A 17,245-nucleotide genomic window follows, 5' to 3' on the forward strand; every position below is an offset into this window, starting at 1 on the left:
TGATATATCCGATCCGTGGCGGCTATGGGCATCTTGCCCGGTACAGTAACAGCTTGTATCGACAGGAAAAAGACTAGGTTCTTGAGTGTCCTGTAAGCGTACTGTTATTAAAAATGAATCTTGCCCATGACAGGTATCGGGCGCCGCTCAGGAACGCTGTTACGGCCGCATAACCTATACCCGCACGGACTCAATGTGCAAAATTTCGACTTACTTTCGCGCGGCTAATTTTTTACCGGTGATTAGCGTCATTTGTCGTTGCTGCGGTCACAGGGTAACGTTAGGGAGCGCTTTGTACGCAGGTCGTGTGTCTTTAGACGCGAAGCCTACACGACCAAGCGGGTGCTTGGTCGTTTTCAGATTGTTAGCGAGGCAAGCGCAGGGTCAAGGTTTGGCCGGGGCGCAATGCGCTGCCGGTACGTGGATTCCACGTCCTGAGGTGTTTGACCGGTACTTTGAAGCGCTGCGCGATCATCGATAATGAGTCACCCTTACGCACTTTGTAGTAAGTAACAGTATTTTGCTTGCGACTAACCGGTGAGCCAGCGCTAGGCGTACCTGCAAGCGCCAGGGTTTGACCAATTTTCAGCGAGTTGCCGCTGAGTTTGTTCCAGCGTTTGACTTGATTGACTGAGACCTTGTTGGCTTTGGCGATCGACCAGAGGTTGTCGCCTGCCTTGACTCGATAGCTGCGTGGCGTCGTGGCCCGGGCACTGGCAATCTGTTGGCCAGAGTCAATCTTCACACCCGCGCGCATTGGCAGGCTAAGAGTCTGGCCAACGCGTAGGCTGTTGCTGGTTAGCTTGTTCAGCTCACGGATGCCGTTGACGCTGGTGTTATAGCGACTCGCGATACCGCTCAGCGTGTCACCGCGGCGAACCTTGTATTCCTGCCAGCTGATCATGTCCTGGGGCTTCATGGTCGACAAGCTAGCAGTGAATTTTTCGGCTTTATCGATGGGCACCAATAAGCTCGGTGGGCCGTCCATGGTGATGCGCCGCTTGAAGGCTGGATTGAGCTGATACAGCTCATCCTCGTCAAGGTCCATCATTTCAGCGATCTTCGACAGATCCATGTTCTGTTTTAGCGCAACTTGCTCGAAGTAGGGTTGGTTTGCAACCGGGCTGAGACTGACGCCATAGGCTTTCGGGGTCATTACGACCTGCGAAAGGGCAAGTAGCTTAGGCACATAGTTCTGGGTTTCAGTGGGTAGCGAGAGGTTCCAGTAGTCAGTTGGCAGGCCAAGTTTCTGGTTACGCTCAATCGCTCTGCTGACCCGGCCTTCGCCTGCGTTGTACGCCGCGAGTGCGAGTAGCCAGTCACCGTTGAACATGTCATGCAGACGCGTCAGGTAATTCATCGCTGCATTGGTCGAAGCCGTGACATCGCGGCGGCCGTCATACCAACTGGTTTGACGAAGGTTGAAGTGTTTGCCGGTGGCTGGCATGAATTGCCATAAACCTACTGCCTTCGCATGAGAAAGAGCGAGTGGGTTGTAGGCGCTTTCAATCATCGGTAGCAATGCCAGTTCGGTCGGCATATTGCGCTCTTCGAGCTGCTCTACGATGTAATGAATGTAGGGGCTGCTGCGTTCGCTGGCGTTTTCGATGAAGGAGGGGTTGCTTACAAACCAAAGGCGCTGCTGTTCGATGCGTGGATTGATACCAATGATATCTTGCATCTGATAGCCGTCGCGTACACGTTCCCAGATGTCAGTGGCCACGTATTCTTTGGTCTGTGTATTGAGCCACACAGGTTCTGGTTTGTGACGTTGAGTTAAGGTCAATTCGTCACTGACTTCTGGCGCAGTTTGGCAGCCAGCCAGGGTTGCACAAAACACCACCACGAGCGCTTGAGCGTTTTGTGCTAATGCCTTTGAATTCAAGGGGTTATGTGGTGATAGAAGCATTGGCGGCGGTGGTTTTCCAGATGCAAAGATCGGGCGATTCTAGAAACCGTTTCCGCGCTGGTCAAGTTTTGACCAGCGTTTTGTGGGTGTGTCGACTTTTTAGAAGTTATCTTTCCAGGCACGAAGCTCTGCAAATGCCTGCACCGGGGAGCGTTCATGGGTGCCGCTCCGCTCGTCTAATTTCTGCAAAATGCTGGGTTTATCTGTGCGCAAAAAAGGGTTGGTTGCCAGCTCCAGTTCTAGACTGGAAGGTAGGCTTATCTGATCGTTCTGGCGCCATTGCGTGACATTGCTGATGCGCTGGGCAATATCGTCATTGTCAGGTTCCGCGGCCAAAGCAAAGCGCAGATTGCTCAGCGTATATTCGTGGGTGCAGTAGACTGCGGTAGAAGCGGGCAGGGCTGCCAGCCGGGTTAAGGAGTCATGCATCTGTTCAGGGGTTCCTTCAAACAAACGACCGCAACCCGCTGCGAACAACGTATCACCGCAGAACAGCCAATTATTCTCGGCCTGGTAATAAGCGATATGCCCCAGTGTGTGGCCTGGGACCTCAATAATCCGTAAGGTCTGTCCAAGCACTTGAATTTCATCGCCTTCGCTTAACGCCACGTCGCGGGCTGGGATTTTTTCATTGGCAGGGCCGGTCACGCGGGCCCCGGTGGCTGCTTTTAACTGCTCGACACCGCCAACATGATCAAAGTGATGATGGGTGACCAGGATGTCGGTTAGTTTCCAGTCTGGGTGACTGCTCAGCCACTTTTCAACGGGAGCTGCATCGCCTGGGTCCACTACCGCGCAATGGCGTAACGCGGGATCTTGTAACAACCAGATATAGTTGTCAGAGAATGCAGGTAGGGCTTCGATGTTTATCATGGTCGTCATTCGCCAAGGTTTAAACAAAAGTGCATCTTAGGCCTCACAGAGGTTAAGGGCTACGCAGGAACCGATTAATGTCAGATCAGCATCGCTCAGAAACGCCGTTTGCCGACGCCGATGCACAATGGTTGAATTTGATTGCCAGTGCTCGGGAATGGTTTCAAGGGCCTTATGGGCAACTACTGCTTGAAAGTGAGCAGCCCTTGCTTGAAGAGGAGCTTGCGCGCTTCTTCGGCAGCTATATGTTGCACTACGGACCCTTTGCAGGCGAGGTGCCTAACGCTGCACAAGTTCAGCATAGTGTGCGTGTCGGCGCACCCTTTGCCGGGGTTGATATCGCCTGCGAAGAACAGGCTTGGCCAATGACCGAACATGCGGCTGATGTGGTGCTGTTACAACATGGCTTGGATTTCAGTCTGTCACCTCACGGGTTGTTGCGTGAGGCGGCGCACAGCGTTAGGCCCGGTGGGCATTTGCTGGTCGTCGGAATTAACCCGGCAAGCTGCTGGGGGCTGCGCCATGTGTTGGCTCGTGATGCCTTGCATCAGGCGCGCTGTATCTCCGCCAATCGGGTATGTGACTGGCTGCATCTGCTCGGTTTTGCGCTGGAGAAACGCCGCTTCGGGTGCTATCGTCCGCCGCTTGCTTCGCGTGCCTGGCAGGCGCGATTGACCCCATTGGAATCATGGGGTGGCGCTTGGCATGCTCCTGGTGGTGGTTTCTATCTATTGGTGGCGCGCAAGTTGGTCGTGGGTTTGCGGCCACTGCGTCAGTCCCGTCGTGAGCCGATGGGCGCAATGGTGCCGATGCCGGTGGCAAAGGTCAGTCGCCGTGATTCCGACAAGCCCTAGTACATAAGGCAGGCACGCTCGCCTGTTTGATTTAATTATTGAGAGAAATGCTCTGCATGTCAGAACAAGTTGAAATCTATACCGATGGCGCGTGCAAGGGTAACCCTGGCGTAGGTGGTTGGGGCGCTTTGCTGGTGTTTAAAGGTGTCGAGAAAGAGTTGTGGGGTGGCGAGGCCGAGACCACCAACAACCGCATGGAACTGACCGCGGCAATTCGTGCGCTGGCTGAACTCAAGCGCGAGTGCGATGTACGTCTGGTGACGGACTCGCAATATGTCATGCAAGGTATTCAAGACTGGATGCCGAACTGGAAAAAACGCGGCTGGAAGACTGCTGCCAAGCAGCCAGTTAAGAACGCAGATCTATGGCAACAGCTAGACGAGCAGGTTAATCGGCACAAAGTGACGTGGCAGTGGGTGCGCGGCCATACCGGCCATCCCGGCAATGAGCGCGCCGACCAACTGGCTAATCGTGGGGTTGATGACGTCAGGGCTTTGAAGCACGCCTAGTTTCACCACCGCTGCCTGGCGGTGGTGAAGGGTGACGGAGTCAGAATGTCATTTCCGGCACGTGCTCAGGAATGATCAGCCGGCCCGCGGTTTTCTCGGCAATTTCCTCGACGCTAACCCCTGGCGCGCGCTCGCGCAGAATGAAGGCCCCGCCTTCTATTTCAAGGTAGGCGAGGTCGGTCAGCACTTTTTTAATGCAACCGGCACCGGTGAGGGGCAGGCTACAGCGTGACAGCAGTTTGGACTCACCGTCTTTGGACGCGTGAGTCATGGTCACGATGATATTGTCGGCACCCGCCACCAGATCCATGGCGCCGCCCATGCCTTTGATCAGCTTGCCCGGAATCATCCATGAGGCGATGTTGCCGTCGACATCGACCTCGAAAGCACCGAGCACGGTGAGGTCAACGTGACCGCCGCGAATCATGGCAAAGGATTCGGCCGAGGAAAAAATCGATGCGCCCTTGATGGCAGTAACGGTCTGCTTGCCAGCATTAATCATGTCTGCATCGACTTGATCATCTTTAGGAAAGGCGCCCATGCCGAGCAGGCCGTTCTCTGATTGCAGCATTACTTGAATGTTATTCGGCACATAGTTGGCCACCAGTGTTGGAATGCCAATGCCCAGGTTAACGTAGTAGCCGTCCTTGAGTTCGCGCGCCACGCGTTGCGCCATTTGTTCACGGGTAAGTGCCATAGTCGCCTCTTGTCAGTTCGGATGGGTCACGCCAGCACGGTGCGTTTTTCAATGCGCTTTTCGAAGCGGCCTTGAATGATTCGGTCGACATAGATACCGGGCGTGTGGATTTGCGCCGGATCGAGTTCGCCGGGTTCGACGATTTCCTCAACTTCGACCACGGTGATGCGCCCGGCGGTGGCGGCCAGTGGGTTGAAATTCTGCGCCGTATGCCGATAGATGACGTTGCCGAAGTGGTCTGCTTTCCAGCCTTTGACGATGGCGAAGTCGCCGGTTATCGACGGTTCCAGGATGTAGTTGCGACCTGCGTACTCGCGTACTTCTTTACCTTCAGCAACGGGGGTGCCGTAACCTGTGGCGGTGAAAAACGCCGGAATGCCCGCACCGCCTGCGCGCAGTTTCTCGGCAAGTGTGCCTTGCGGCGTCAGTTCCACTTCCAGCTCGCCGCTTAGCAGTTGCTGTTCAAACAATGAGTTCTCGCCGACGTATGAGGCGATCATCTTGCGAATCTGCCGGTCCTCAAGCAGTACACCCAGACCAAAGCCATCAACCCCGCAGTTGTTGGAAACCACAGTCAGGCCCCGAACGCCAAGGCGGTGTATTTCAGCAATCAGGTTTTCAGGGATTCCGCAAAGACCGAAGCCACCGGCCAATACAGTCATGCCATTGGTGAGCCCGGCAAGTGCCTCCTCATAGCTATTCACGCGCTTATCTAGTCCTGCCATCTCGTTGCTCCTGTGGTCGTGGCATCGGTCGGGGACCGGAGATGGCTTCAGTGTCGGTTGCTGGGTATTATTTGTTAAGTTTGTTTTTAATTGGTATTGATAGGTTTTTCTGAATAATGTCGATCAAGCAACTTCGCGCCTTTCTTGCCGTCGCTCAATCCTTGTCTTTTGCTCAGGCCAGCCAGCATCTGCACCTTTCGCAGCCTGCCTTGAGCTTGGCGATCAAGACACTTGAAGAGTCGCTCGGCGGCGCCTTGCTGGTGCGCACAACCCGCAGTGTGGCGCTGACTCGCGAGGGTGAGGTGCTGTTGCCCATCGCCCGTCGGTTGATCGCTGACTGGGACAACACCGAGGAGCTTTTACGTCAGCACTTCACCCTAAAGCTCGGCCGGGTCGCCATTGCGGCGCTGCCATCATTCGCGGCAAGTCTCTTGCCGGTGGCGCTGAAGGCGTTCCGTGATTGCCACCCTGATATCAATGTCACGGTGCACGACGTGGTTAACGAGCAGGTGGTGGAAATGGTGCGCAACCATCGCGTTGAGTTGGGTGTCGTGCTGGAGCCGGAGTCACTCGAGGGATTGGACTTTACCCCGCTGTATTTGGATCGATTCATTGCTGTAGTACCTGCAGCCAGCCGGTTGGCCAGCTATGAAGAACTGCAGTGGAGCGACTTGCTTAGCGAGCCGTTTATTGCTCTGCAACGGCCTTCAGCAGTACGGACTTTGCTAGAGAATAGCGTCAGCGCACACCATGGTCGTCTGCCCGTGGCGTTTGAAAGCCATCAACTGGTGACTATCGGGCGCATGGTGTCCCAGGGCTTGGGCGTCAGTGTGGTGCCGAGTTTGTGTCTCCAGCAGATGGAGGCGCTGGGGGCGCGTTGCGTCGCGTTAAACCAGCCACGCGTAGAGCAGCGGGTGGGGCTGATTCACCTCGCCGGAACAACTATCTCTGCGGCAGCCAAAGCGCTGAGCGAAAAACTAATTGAGGTCACTGATAAGCGCTAGCTGGGATTCACCCATGCTAAGATTCAGCCTGTGTTTAGAGGTGGGTATGCAATGACGGTTAACAATCAAACGGCTGATAGGAAAGTAGTTCTCGATACAGAAACCACTGGTTTGTCGGTCACCGATGGCCATCGGATTATCGAGATCGGTTGTGTTGAGATGGAAGGGCGGCGGTTAACGGGGCGCCACTTTCACGTGTACCTGCAGCCTGATCGCGAGATCGATGAAGGCGCCATCGCCGTTCACGGTATTACCAATGAGTTCCTGGCTGATAAGCCGCGCTTCAAAGATATTGCCGAAGAGTTTTTTGAGTTTGTCAAAGACGCGCAGTTGATCATTCACAACGCGCCGTTCGACGTTGGCTTTATCAATAATGAATTCGTGCTGCAAGGGCGTCTGGATCGCTCTGATCTGACCGATCATTGCTCAGTCCTCGATACTCTGGTGATGGCGCGTGAGCGTCATCCGGGACAGCGCAACAGCCTCGATGCCTTGTGTAAGCGTTACGACGTTGACAACTCGGGCCGTGACTTGCACGGCGCCTTGCTCGATGCCGAGATTCTGGCCGATGTTTATCTAGCGATGACCGGTGGCCAGACTAACCTGTCGTTGGCGGGTGATGGCTCGGAAGGCGATGGAACCGGTGGGCGTCAGCAACCTACGGCAATCAAGCGTCTGGCTGCAGACCGCCAGTTGACCAAGGTTATCGTCGCCAATGATGCTGAGCTTAACGAGCATATGGCACGTTTGGCGATGATTGAAAAGTCTGCCGGTGCATTGCCGTTGTGGCTGCAAATGGAGCAGCCCAAGGTCGAAGCTGAATCCTGAGTTGGCTTGCACTTAATTATCAGCGAGCGACCTTTTCGTACAGTGTGAAGCAGTGGGGGTTCCGTCAGCGTTACGGAGCCTCTAACCTGAGGTGATAGGCAGGCCGTGGCCTGTCACTTTCAGGGACAACACAATGCATAAAGATCTAAAGTTTCCTGTACTGATTGTGCATCGCGACATCAAGGCTGACACGGTCGCCGGTGATCGCGTACGGGCGATTGCGCAAGAGTTGGAGCAGGATGGCTTCAGTATCTTGTCGACAGCAAGCTCGGCTGAAGGACGCATCGTTGCTTCAACCCACCACGGTCTGGCCTGCATTCTGGTGACCGCCGAGGGGGCGGGGGAAAACAAGCACCTGCTACAGGACATGGTTGAGCTGATTCGGATTGCCCGTGCGCGTGCTCCGCAACTGCCAATCTTCGCCCTTGGTGAACAAGTCACTATCGAAAACGCCCCCGCCGAGGCGATGGCTGATTTGAATCAGCTGCGCGGCATTCTTTATCTATTTGAAGATACCGTGCCATTTCTCGCTCGCCAGGTGGCCAGAGCTGCACGCAATTACCTTGATGGTCTGCTGCCGCCGTTTTTCAAAGCGCTGGTACAGCACACTTCGCAGTCCAATTATTCTTGGCATACACCGGGTCATGGCGGCGGCGTGGCTTATCGTAAAAGCCCGGTGGGGCAGGCGTTTCACCAGTTCTTTGGTGAAAATACGCTGCGCTCCGACTTGTCTGTTTCGGTGCCAGAGCTGGGCTCGTTACTGGATCACACCGGGCCACTGGCCGAGGCTGAAGCGCGCGCAGCACGTAATTTCGGAGCTGATCACACCTATTTCGTGATTAATGGCACCTCAACGGCGAATAAGATTGTCTGGCACAGCATGGTCGGACGTGATGATTTGGTGCTGGTTGATCGCAATTGCCATAAATCGATTTTGCATTCGATCATTATGACCGGTGCCATTCCGCTGTATCTATGCCCGGAGCGTAACGAGCTGGGCATCATCGGGCCGATCCCTCTCAGCGAGTTCAGCCGCGAGTCGATTCAGGCGAAAATCGACGCCAGTCCACTGGCCCGTGGCCGCGAGGCTAAAGTCAAGCTGGCCGTGGTCACCAATTCGACCTATGACGGGCTCTGTTACAACGCTGAACTGGTCAAGCAAACCCTTGGCGATAGCGTTGAAGTGCTGCATTTCGATGAGGCGTGGTTTGCCTACGCGGCCTTCCATGAGTTTTACAGCGGTCGTTACGGTATGGGCACCACCTGTACCGAGAACACGCCACTGGTGTTTACCACCCATTCGACGCACAAGTTGCTCGCGGCATTCAGTCAGGCATCCATGATCCATGTGCAGGACGGCGGCGTGCGTCAGCTGGATACGGACCGCTTCAATGAAGCCTTCATGATGCACATTTCGACATCGCCGCAGTACGGCATCATCGCTTCGCTGGATGTTGCCTCGGCGATGATGGAAGGGCCTGCGGGGCGCTCGTTGATCCAGGAAACCTTTGATGAAGCGCTCAGCTTCAGGCGTGCATTGGCTAACTTGGGGCAAAATCTCAGTGCTGATGACTGGTGGTTTACTATCTGGCAGCCACCGCAAGCTGAAGGCACTGTTGACATCGCAACGGCTGATTGGGTGTTGCAGCCGCAGGCTGATTGGCATGGCTTTGGTGACATTGCCGAAGATTATGTGCTGCTTGACCCGATCAAGGTCACCTTGGTCATGCCCGGGCTTACTGCGGGCGGCAAGCTTGATGAGCGTGGGATTCCTGCGGCTGTGGTCAGCAAGTTTCTCTGGGAACGCGGCTTGGTGGTCGAGAAGACCGGCCTGTACTCCTTCCTCGTATTGTTCTCAATGGGCATTACCAAAGGTAAATGGAGCACGCTGCTCACCGAGTTGCTGGAGTTCAAGCGCAGCTACGACGCCAATTTGCCTTTGGCCAGTGTCTTGCCATCCATTGCCAAGGCCGGTGGTGCGCAGTATCACGGGCTAGGGCTGCGTGATTTGTGCGATGCTCTACACAATTGTTACCGTGAAAATGCCACGGCTAAAGCCCTTAAGCACATGTACACGGTGCTGCCTGAAATCGCCATCAAACCAGCTGATGCCTATAACCAACTAGTACGTGGTGAAGTTGAGGCTGTGCCAGTGAACCAACTGCAAGGGCGCGTGGCTGCGGTGATGTTGGTGCCATACCCGCCAGGTATCCCGCTGATCATGCCTGGTGAACGGTTTACTGCGGCGACGCGCTCTATCATTGATTACTTGGAGTTCGCCCGTCGTTTTGATGATAGCTTTCCAGGTTTCGACGCTGACGTGCATGGCTTGCAACGCCGTGAAGATGCCGGCGCAGTGGTTTATACCGTCGACTGCATCCGCGAATAAACCCCTCTATTGCGTGCTTTGCAAGGCGCACCGACGGCAACGGGTTGCTTGGTACCGCCACAACCCGTTGTTTTCCACAAAGACTGGATTAGATAGGGCGATGGCGATTCTCGGTAGATCAATATCTTAGCTGCGCTTAGCAAGGTTATGCTTTAGCCTAAGAAAGTGGCCTGCGTCACAATGGATAGGATCGACATTTATGTCGTGCTTGATATAGTTGAGCGCTTGTCATTAGAAGCAAAAATTGCGCGCTTCATCTGCCGCTGAGGAACCAAGCCATGGCCGAATACAAAGCCTTTCAGGTTGAATTGGCAGATAAAATTGCCCATGTGCAAATCAACCGCCCTGAAAAAATCAATGCAATGAACGCAGACTTCTGGTCAGAGATCATTGAGGTCTTTCGCTGGATTGATGCCACGGACGAGGTTCGGGTTGTAGTGCTTTCAGGTGCAGGCAAGCATTTTTCATCGGGCATCGACCTGATGATGCTGGCGCAGGTTGGTAATAACTTAGGCAAAGATGTCGGGCGCAATGCCGAAACCCTACGCCGTAAAATTCTAGAACTGCAAGCGTCTTTCACTGCCGTGGATCTGTGCCGTAAGCCTGTGCTGGCGGCAATTCACGGTTACTGTCTTGGCGGTGCGATTGACTTGGTGTCTGCTTGTGACATGCGTTACTGCACTGAAGATGCCCAGTTCTCGATCAAGGAAATCGATATTGGCATGGCCGCCGATGTCGGTACGTTGCAGCGGCTGCCGCGTATCATCGGCGATGGCATGATGCGGGAGCTGGCCTTTACCGGCCGCACTGTCGACGGTCTTGAAGCACGCAGTATCGGTTTAGTTAACCGCACTTACGCCGACTATCACGCCTTGCTCGATGGGGTAATGCAGCTTGCAAGACAAATCAGCGAGAAATCACCTGTGGCAATCCGCGGCACCAAAGAGATGATTCGCTACATGCGCGATCACCGCGTCGATGATGGCCTTGAGTATATTGCTACCTGGAACGCCGCCATGCTGCAGTCGGTAGATTTGCGTGTGGCCATGGCCGCTCACATGAGCAAGCAAAAGCCGGAGTTCGCCGACTAATGCAATGCCCGCAATTTTTATTACCTACAGCGCGGGAGGCGCAATAGCTAATGGTTTCCGGTGCTACTTCGCTTAACCTGGTTCGTGAAGAACTGTTCGCCACAATGTTTGAGGCTGAGTCGAGCCTTGAGCAATTTATTCTCGAACGCCATAACGGCAGTCTGTTGCAGCAAGCTGTAGAAAGCCTGCATCAGGTGCGTGGCACGCTTAATTTGATAGAGCTGGCGGGTGCTGAGTTACTGGCTCAAGAAGTGCTCGACCAAGCCACCGATATTCCTGCTGGCGCTGGTGAAGAGCGAGATGTGCAGATCGCTGCGCTGAGCAATGCGCTGCACGTGTTACGCCGCTACCTTGAAAATCTTGATGCGCATCGTCAGGAAATGCCTGAGCTGTTGTTGCCTGCCATCAATGATCTGCGTAAAGCGGGCGGTCAGCATGCTTTACCAGAAAGTTTTTTCTTTAGTGTGCGAATCGATCAGCCGCGTCCGCGTATGGCGCCTCCTGCGCTGGATGCTGCGGCTAAAGAGGTAGAAGGTCGTCGTTTACGGCAGATGTATCAGGTTGGCCTGCTTGGTTTTATTCGTGAGCCGAATCCGCAAAGCAGCCTTAAATTGATGACTCGGGCGATGCAGCGCCTCGACGGCCTGTTTGCGAATGAACCCCGTGGTCGTCTGTGCTGGATTTGTGCGGCTGCATTGGAAGCACAGGACGAAGGGTTACTGCTTTCGCGTCAGCCGCGTAAGCAATTGTTTGGTCGGGTTGATCGTGAGCTGAAAAAAATCCTCCTCAATAGCACCTATGAGCCGCCACGCAGCCTGCTCAAAGAACTGCTTTATCTGGTCGCACTGTCCGATAGCGCTGGGCCGTATGTTTCCGCCTTGCGCAAGGTGTTTGGTCTAACCCCGCTGCCTTTCACCGACCACCTTATTGAGCAAGAATCGCAGCGTTTGGCCGGGCCTGGGCAGTCGGTCATGCGCTCGCTTAGCACCGCGATTCGTGAAGAGCTTTCTAGCGTCAAAGACATGCTCGACCTGATTGAGCGCGGGACGGTGCAGGCCGATGTTCTAATGAGTCTGCATGCCTTGCTTGGCAAAATGAGCAAAACCCTGGGCATGGTCGGTTTAAGCTCTGCCGGCAACTCATTGAGTGAGCAAGTGCTGGTCGTTGCAAGTTGGAGCGAGGGCACTGTGCCGTCGACTGCCGAATTGCACAAATTGGCTGATACGATTCTCTATGTTGAGGGCATGGTCTCCAGTCTGAATACTGATCAGCAGCGGATGCGGGTTCCGGCTGAGCCGCAGCGTAGTGAAGCAGAGTTGTTTGCTTACCATCAGTTGCTCGAAGCGCGAATTGTCGTGATCGATGAGGCGCAAGCGGGTTTGGCCTTGAGCAAGCGGGCAATTACCGCTTATCTGGAGTCCAGTGGTGACCGTATGCATCTGGCAAACGTGCCATTCAGTCTGCAAGCGGTGCGCGGTGGGCTGTGGTTCCTTGGGCAGGAGCGGGCTGCTGAGTTGATCGGTGCGTGCGCGTCCTATATTCAAACTCAAATGGTTGATACGACCCAGATGCCAAGCGAGCATATGCTCGAGACGCTGGCTGATGCACTCAGCAGCCTTGAGTACTATCTGGAAGCGGGCGCGGTGATGCGCGAAGAAACTCGTCCAAGTGTGCTGGATCTTGCGGCTGATAGCGTGCGTACGCTGGGCCTCTCGGTTGCTGCCTGATGAGTACGCGCTGGCAGCCATCTATTATTGATCACAACCAACCGGGTGGTTGGGCGATAGCGCATTGTAAGCAACACTTTCTGGCCGACAGTAATGGTGTTTTGTTTCCACGCGAGTGGCTAAAGAAACAAGACATTGAGGTCATCGGCGAGCACGGTATTGGCCATTTCGATGGCGATGCCATCTACTTGCTCGAAGTCGATCAGCCGATTGAACTTGCCGATTGCAGTTGGCAGGGGCTGCGTCAGTTCATGCTGCAGGGTGAAGCGGATATGTTCCGCTTACTGAGTTTCGCTGCGCAAATTGGCACCTGGTCGCGTGAGCATCGCTTTTGCGGCAGTTGCGCCGCTGCCATGGAGCAAGTACCGGGTGAGCGCGCGATGCAATGCACACGCTGCGAATTGCGCAACTACCCGCGTTTATCGCCGAGCATGATTGTCTTGGTGACCCGCGGTGATGAAGTCCTTCTGGCGCGTTCGCCGCGTTTTGTCAGCGGTATCTACAGTACCTTGGCCGGCTTTGTCGAAGCGGGTGAGTCAGTTGAGCAATGTGTGGCTCGTGAAGTCTTTGAGGAAGTCGGCGTTGCAGTCAAAAACATCCAGTATCTAGGCAGTCAGGGTTGGCCGTTCCCGCATTCATTGATGCTCGGTTTCCATGCTGAATATGCCTCTGGCGATATCGTCATGCAGCCAGAAGAGATTGAAGATGCGCAGTGGTTTAACGTGCATGAGCTGCCGCCATTGCCGGCCAGTCGCTCAATCGCTCGTTATTTGATTGATGTCTATGTGGCACGGCGTTTAGGCCTGCCCGAACCAGTGTTGCCAAGCTAGGCGTGCAGTCAGTGCTAGCACCACCAGAATAAACACCGGGCGGATAAACTTTGAGCCGCCTTTAATCGCGGTGCGCGCACCAATATAGGCGCCAACCATCAGCGCTGAACCCATGCAGATCCCGAGTACCCAAGCCACCTGGCCGCTGGCGATAAACACCGCGAGTGCGCAGATGTTGCTGACGAAATTCATGGTTCGGGCAACACCGCTGGCACGAACTAAATCAAGCGGGTAGAGCAGCAGCGTACTGACTGTCCAAAACGCTCCGGTGCCAGGCCCAGCAACGCCGTCATACAAACCGAGGGTGATACTTTGGGGCCACTGACGACCTTTCGGGATTGGTGCATCTGGGTTAAGTGGCGCATCCGGGGCCTTTCCGAACAGCAAGTACAGGCCGCAGCCAAATACCACCACAGGCAGCATTTGATTGAGCCACTCAGCGGGTAGCCATTGAGCGATTGCCGCACCGAGCAAAGCACCGATAGCGGTGCCGATCAAGGCATTACGCCAGTTTATCGGGCTGAACAGCTTACGCCGGTAAAAGGTATAGCTGGCCACGGCTGCGCCAAATGTGGAGCTGAGCTTATTGGTGCCGAGCACTAGATGGGGTGGCAAGCCTACGGTGAGTAGTGCCGGAATGGTGAGCAAACCGCCGCCGCCAGCAATTGCATCAATAAAACCGGCAATAAATGCGACGCCCGCCAGAATTAATAAAGTAGTCGGGTCAACAGCAAGCTCGAAAGGCAGTAGCATAAGAAAAGAAGACCTGTGTCTGGTTGTTCAGCTCTGGCGCTGTGCGGTGATGCAGTCGCTGCGCATAATGCCAGCATTTTCATCAATAAGGGATGTACTTGATGCAATACGATGGCTTGGCATGGGCAACAGCACTGCTGGCAGTTATTACGGTGCTGGTTGCTGCGCGTATCTTGTTCGGTGGCAACTGGCTGCTCGGCTGGCTGCGCGGTACCTGTGGGTTATGTTTTTTAGGTTTGGCTGCTCTAATCGGTCTGGTTGCCTACGACCTTTATAGCTATTCACCGTTGCCAGAACGCGGGCCGGTTGCAACCCTTAGCTTCAAGGCGGATGGCTATCGCTATCAGGTGCAAATCACTGAAGGTGAAGCGGTGCACAGGGCGATCATTCAAGGCGATTTGTGGCAGCTGGATGCACGTTTACTGCGCTGGAAAGGCATTGCTGATCTTATTGGACTTAAACCTGGCTATCGCTTGCAAAAGCTTACCGGACGCTTTTTGGCCATTGAGCAGCAGTCGATGTCGCAACACGCTCAAGCGGAGCTTGCGAAAAGCCCTTACGGTATTGATTTGTGGCGCTGGATGCGTTTGGGGAAACACGACTTGATGATGTTTGATCCGCAGGCGCTTCGTGTGACCTATTTGCCTATCGCTGACAATGCACAGTACGCGGTGAGCTTGACCCCGACCGGGTTGCTTGCAGAGCCGACTAATGAGGCCGCTAAACAGGCGCTCAAAGACTGGAAGTGACCCGTGTTGTGGCTTCGGTTGTGGGGTGGATGATGCTTTTTCATCCGCCATCAACTGTTGCTGATATTCGCGTTATCGACTGAGCCGTAGCGGACAAGCAGTACGTGGCTGTTCTTACCAGCCATTAAAATACAAAACGCCCGATGCGGTGCATCGGGCGTTAGGTGTAAACCTATATCAGGATCAGGCTGTTTGTTGACGCCAGCTTATGAAAGGAAGCCGCCATCAACGTTCAGTGCAACGCCTGTGGTGTAGCTGGATGCATCACTGGCAAGGTAGAGCACGGTTCCAGCCATTTCGCTTGGGTCTGCTACACGCTTGAGTGGAATGCGTTGCAGTGCAATCTTGAGAATTGAGTCGTTCTTGGTCAGTGCCGAGGCAAACTTGGTGTCGGTTAAACCGGGCAGCAACGCGTTGCAACGGATGCCGAACTGCGCGCATTCCTTGGCAAAAACCTTGGTCATGCTAATCACTGCCGCTTTGGTTACCGAGTAAATACCCTGGAACTCGCCAGGTGATACGCCGTTAATCGAGGCGACGTTGATAATGCTGCCGCCACCGTTTTGCTTCATCAGCTTGCCACCTTCGATCGACATGAAGTAATAGCCGCGAATGTTGACATCTACGGTCTTCTGGAAGGCTGAAAGGTCGGTGTCGAGCACGTTGCAGAATTGTGGGTTGGTTGCTGCGTTGTTGACCAGAATATCCAAGCGGCCAAATTGCTCGCGAATCTGGGCAAAGACGTTCTGGATCTGCTCCATCTCACCAATGTGACATGCAATTGCAGTGGCTTTGCCACCCTCGGCGATGATCGCATCGGCAACGGCTTGGCAGCCATCAATTTTGCGGCTGGAGACGATCACGTGAGCGCCTTGCTGGGCCAGCAATTTGGCAATGGCTTCACCAATGCCACGGCTTGCACCGGAAACGAATGCGATTTTGCCGTCGAGGTCGAACAGTTGCGTCTTGGACATACAATTCTCCTGAAATTGGGTCAGCTTAAAGTTGTGATTTATTGATGACCTGCAGGCTCATTTGCTCGAGTAGCTTGTTCATCTGGATGAACTGCGCAAAGCGTTTGTCCTGAGTCTGGCCATGGTAAAAGCGGTAGTAAATCTGCTGGACAATCCCAGCCAGACGGAACAAACCATAGGTGTAGTAAAAATCGATGCTGGCGATTTTGATACCGGCGCGTTCGGCGTAGTAATCGGCGAACTCCTGGCGCGTAAGCATCCCCGGAGCATTGCTCGGTTGGCGGCGCATCAGTTGCATGGGGGCCGAGTCATTCGCTTCGATCCAGTAGGCGAGGGTGTTGCCCAGATCCATCAGCGGATCACCGATGGTTGTCAGTTCCCAGTCGAGTACACCGATGATCTGCATTGGATTATTCGGGTCGAGAATGACGTTATCGAAGCGGTAATCGTTGTGCACGATGGCCGACTTTGGGTGATCGGCTGGCATTTTATCGCGCAGCCAGGCCTTGACTGGCTCCCACAGCGGCGCATCAGGGGTGAGGGCTTTTTCGTAGCGGTCAGACCAGCCACCGATTTGACGTTGCACGTAGCCTTCAGGCTTGCCCAGATCAGCCAGGCCGCAGGCCTTGTAGTCAACGTTATGCAGATCGACCATTTTGTCGATAAAACTCATGCACAGTTGGCGTGTTTTCTCGGCGTCCAGGTTAAGTTCGGCAGGGATGTCTGAACGTAAAATGATGCCGTTGACCCGTTCCATGACATAGAACTCAGCGCCAATCACGCTTTCGTCCGTGCAGTGAACATAGGCTTTTGGACAGTAAGGAAAGCCGTCATTCAGTTGGTTGAGAATACGGAACTCACGGCCCATATCGTGAGCCGACTTGGCTTTGTGCCCATGGGGTGGACGGCGCAACACAAGCTCTTTATCTGCGTATTCAAGCAAATACGTCAGGTTCGATGCACCACCCGGGAACTGACTGATTCGCGGTGTGCCGCTCAGACCTGGAATATGCGCCTTGAGGTAGCTGTCGATTGTTGCCGCATCAAGCTCTTCGCCTTCGCGGATACGGGTGGACTGATCAGTAAGCGCCATGCTTATCCCTTTTACTTATGATTAGGGTCCGAGATTATTGACTAATCTAATACCGAGCTCGCGCAGCTACAAGCAATTCGCATCGTTATAGACGGGGTTGTTTCTGCTAAATCAAGATGCCTGATCGCTTGCGCAACCTGTGCGGTTTTCCAGATCACCAGTTCGTAAGGATAGGCAAGGTTCTTCCGCGTGTTCGCAGTTATCGACTGGGGGTATTTCTGATGAAAAAAAACCGGAGCC

At 54.4% G+C, this 17,245-nt stretch carries 16 protein-coding genes; 9 read left to right on the plus strand and 7 right to left on the minus strand.

The window, feature by feature from the left end:
* Positions 1 to 364 precede the first annotated feature (364 nt).
* Positions 365 to 1,909, minus strand: coding sequence for a LysM peptidoglycan-binding domain-containing protein (locus B9K09_RS09125; RefSeq protein WP_087516513.1), 1,545 nt, complete (start codon positions 1,907 to 1,909; stop codon positions 365 to 367).
* Between the two features lie 99 nt (positions 1,910 to 2,008).
* Positions 2,009 to 2,782 carry a hydroxyacylglutathione hydrolase gene (gene gloB, locus B9K09_RS09130; protein ID WP_087516514.1) on the minus strand — a complete coding sequence of 258 codons (774 nt, stop codon included), beginning with the start codon at positions 2,780 to 2,782 and terminating at the stop codon, positions 2,009 to 2,011.
* A gap of 77 nt (positions 2,783 to 2,859) precedes the next feature.
* On the opposite strand from gloB, the gene B9K09_RS09135 reads away from it, so the two are divergent.
* Together B9K09_RS09135 and rnhA are read left to right on the plus strand one after the other, a co-directional pair.
* Complete coding sequence (locus tag B9K09_RS09135) at positions 2,860 to 3,636, plus strand: SAM-dependent methyltransferase (RefSeq protein ID WP_087516515.1); 777 nt, start codon at positions 2,860 to 2,862, stop codon at positions 3,634 to 3,636.
* A gap of 56 nt (positions 3,637 to 3,692) precedes the next feature.
* Positions 3,693 to 4,145, plus strand: a complete 453-nt coding sequence (gene rnhA, locus B9K09_RS09140) for a ribonuclease HI (RefSeq protein ID WP_087516516.1) — start codon at positions 3,693 to 3,695, stop codon at positions 4,143 to 4,145.
* Between the two features lie 40 nt (positions 4,146 to 4,185).
* Here the strand turns inward: rnhA and B9K09_RS09145 are convergent, their stop codons facing one another.
* The gene (locus B9K09_RS09145; protein ID WP_087516517.1) at positions 4,186 to 4,842 is read right to left on the minus strand and encodes a CoA transferase subunit B; all 657 of its coding nucleotides are present in this window, start codon (positions 4,840 to 4,842) and stop codon (positions 4,186 to 4,188) included.
* A gap of 26 nt (positions 4,843 to 4,868) precedes the next feature.
* Complete coding sequence (locus B9K09_RS09150; RefSeq protein WP_087516518.1) at positions 4,869 to 5,567, minus strand: CoA transferase subunit A; 699 nt, start codon at positions 5,565 to 5,567, stop codon at positions 4,869 to 4,871.
* A 116-nt stretch (positions 5,568 to 5,683) separates the two neighbouring features.
* Between B9K09_RS09150 and B9K09_RS09155 the strand changes: the two genes are divergently transcribed.
* From B9K09_RS09155 to nudC, 6 genes are all read left to right on the plus strand, one after another.
* Positions 5,684 to 6,571, plus strand: coding sequence for a LysR family transcriptional regulator (locus B9K09_RS09155; protein ID WP_087516519.1), 888 nt, complete (start codon positions 5,684 to 5,686; stop codon positions 6,569 to 6,571).
* Between the two features lie 51 nt (positions 6,572 to 6,622).
* On the plus strand, positions 6,623 to 7,399 hold the full coding sequence (gene dnaQ / locus B9K09_RS09160; RefSeq protein ID WP_087516520.1) for a DNA polymerase III subunit epsilon: 777 nt from the start codon (positions 6,623 to 6,625) through the stop codon (positions 7,397 to 7,399).
* Positions 7,400 to 7,532: 133 nt separating this feature from the next.
* The gene (locus tag B9K09_RS09165; protein ID WP_087516521.1) at positions 7,533 to 9,788 is read left to right on the plus strand and encodes an Orn/Lys/Arg decarboxylase N-terminal domain-containing protein; all 2,256 of its coding nucleotides are present in this window, start codon (positions 7,533 to 7,535) and stop codon (positions 9,786 to 9,788) included.
* A gap of 278 nt (positions 9,789 to 10,066) precedes the next feature.
* Positions 10,067 to 10,879 carry a crotonase/enoyl-CoA hydratase family protein gene (locus B9K09_RS09170; RefSeq protein ID WP_087516522.1) on the plus strand — a complete coding sequence of 271 codons (813 nt, stop codon included), beginning with the start codon at positions 10,067 to 10,069 and terminating at the stop codon, positions 10,877 to 10,879.
* Between the two features lie 50 nt (positions 10,880 to 10,929).
* Positions 10,930 to 12,606: a ferrous iron transporter B gene (locus B9K09_RS09175; RefSeq protein WP_087516523.1), complete on the plus strand. Its 1,677-nt coding sequence runs from the start codon at positions 10,930 to 10,932 to the stop codon at positions 12,604 to 12,606.
* Entirely contained in the window at positions 12,606 to 13,436 is an 831-nt protein-coding gene (gene nudC, locus B9K09_RS09180; RefSeq protein ID WP_087516524.1) for an NAD(+) diphosphatase, read from the plus strand. Before B9K09_RS09175 ends, nudC begins: the two co-directional genes overlap by 1 nt.
* Here nudC and B9K09_RS09185 read toward each other — a convergent pair.
* The gene (locus tag B9K09_RS09185) at positions 13,404 to 14,183 is read right to left on the minus strand and encodes a TSUP family transporter (protein ID WP_087519049.1); all 780 of its coding nucleotides are present in this window, start codon (positions 14,181 to 14,183) and stop codon (positions 13,404 to 13,406) included. The genes nudC and B9K09_RS09185 overlap by 33 nt on opposite strands.
* Before the next feature lie 107 nt (positions 14,184 to 14,290).
* On the opposite strand from B9K09_RS09185, the gene B9K09_RS09190 reads away from it, so the two are divergent.
* Entirely contained in the window at positions 14,291 to 14,938 is a 648-nt protein-coding gene (locus B9K09_RS09190; RefSeq protein WP_087519050.1) for a hypothetical protein, read from the plus strand.
* Positions 14,939 to 15,144: 206 nt separating this feature from the next.
* Here B9K09_RS09190 and B9K09_RS09195 read toward each other — a convergent pair whose 3' ends face one another.
* Complete coding sequence (locus B9K09_RS09195) at positions 15,145 to 15,912, minus strand: SDR family oxidoreductase (RefSeq protein ID WP_087516525.1); 768 nt, start codon at positions 15,910 to 15,912, stop codon at positions 15,145 to 15,147.
* A gap of 25 nt (positions 15,913 to 15,937) precedes the next feature.
* Positions 15,938 to 17,005: a phosphotransferase family protein gene (locus B9K09_RS09200; protein WP_087516526.1), complete on the minus strand. Its 1,068-nt coding sequence runs from the start codon at positions 17,003 to 17,005 to the stop codon at positions 15,938 to 15,940.
* Between the last annotated feature and the right edge of the window lie 240 nt (positions 17,006 to 17,245).

The sequence above is a fragment of the Pseudomonas sp. M30-35 genome (genome assembly GCF_002163625.1).
Taxonomy (GTDB): Bacteria; Pseudomonadota; Gammaproteobacteria; order Pseudomonadales; family Pseudomonadaceae; genus Aquipseudomonas.

Excerpts from the sequence above, each read along its gene's own strand:
- B9K09_RS09125 (WP_087516513.1), bottom strand. The coding sequence starts at position 1,909 with ATGCTTCTATCACCACATAACCCCTTGAATTCAAAGGCATTAGCACAA.
- gloB (WP_087516514.1), bottom strand. The coding sequence starts at position 2,782 with ATGATAAACATCGAAGCCCTACCTGCATTCTCTGACAACTATATCTGG.
- B9K09_RS09135 (WP_087516515.1), top strand. The coding sequence starts at position 2,860 with ATGTCAGATCAGCATCGCTCAGAAACGCCGTTTGCCGACGCCGATGCA.
- rnhA (WP_087516516.1), top strand. The coding sequence starts at position 3,693 with ATGTCAGAACAAGTTGAAATCTATACCGATGGCGCGTGCAAGGGTAAC.
- B9K09_RS09145 (WP_087516517.1), bottom strand. The coding sequence starts at position 4,842 with ATGGCACTTACCCGTGAACAAATGGCGCAACGCGTGGCGCGCGAACTC.
- B9K09_RS09150 (WP_087516518.1), bottom strand. The coding sequence starts at position 5,567 with ATGGCAGGACTAGATAAGCGCGTGAATAGCTATGAGGAGGCACTTGCC.
- B9K09_RS09155 (WP_087516519.1), top strand. The coding sequence starts at position 5,684 with ATGTCGATCAAGCAACTTCGCGCCTTTCTTGCCGTCGCTCAATCCTTG.
- dnaQ (WP_087516520.1), top strand. The coding sequence starts at position 6,623 with ATGACGGTTAACAATCAAACGGCTGATAGGAAAGTAGTTCTCGATACA.
- B9K09_RS09165 (WP_087516521.1), top strand. The coding sequence starts at position 7,533 with ATGCATAAAGATCTAAAGTTTCCTGTACTGATTGTGCATCGCGACATC.
- B9K09_RS09170 (WP_087516522.1), top strand. The coding sequence starts at position 10,067 with ATGGCCGAATACAAAGCCTTTCAGGTTGAATTGGCAGATAAAATTGCC.
- B9K09_RS09175 (WP_087516523.1), top strand. The coding sequence starts at position 10,930 with ATGGTTTCCGGTGCTACTTCGCTTAACCTGGTTCGTGAAGAACTGTTC.
- nudC (WP_087516524.1), top strand. The coding sequence starts at position 12,606 with ATGAGTACGCGCTGGCAGCCATCTATTATTGATCACAACCAACCGGGT.
- B9K09_RS09190 (WP_087519050.1), top strand. The coding sequence starts at position 14,291 with ATGCAATACGATGGCTTGGCATGGGCAACAGCACTGCTGGCAGTTATT.
- B9K09_RS09195 (WP_087516525.1), bottom strand. The coding sequence starts at position 15,912 with ATGTCCAAGACGCAACTGTTCGACCTCGACGGCAAAATCGCATTCGTT.
- B9K09_RS09200 (WP_087516526.1), bottom strand. The coding sequence starts at position 17,005 with ATGGCGCTTACTGATCAGTCCACCCGTATCCGCGAAGGCGAAGAGCTT.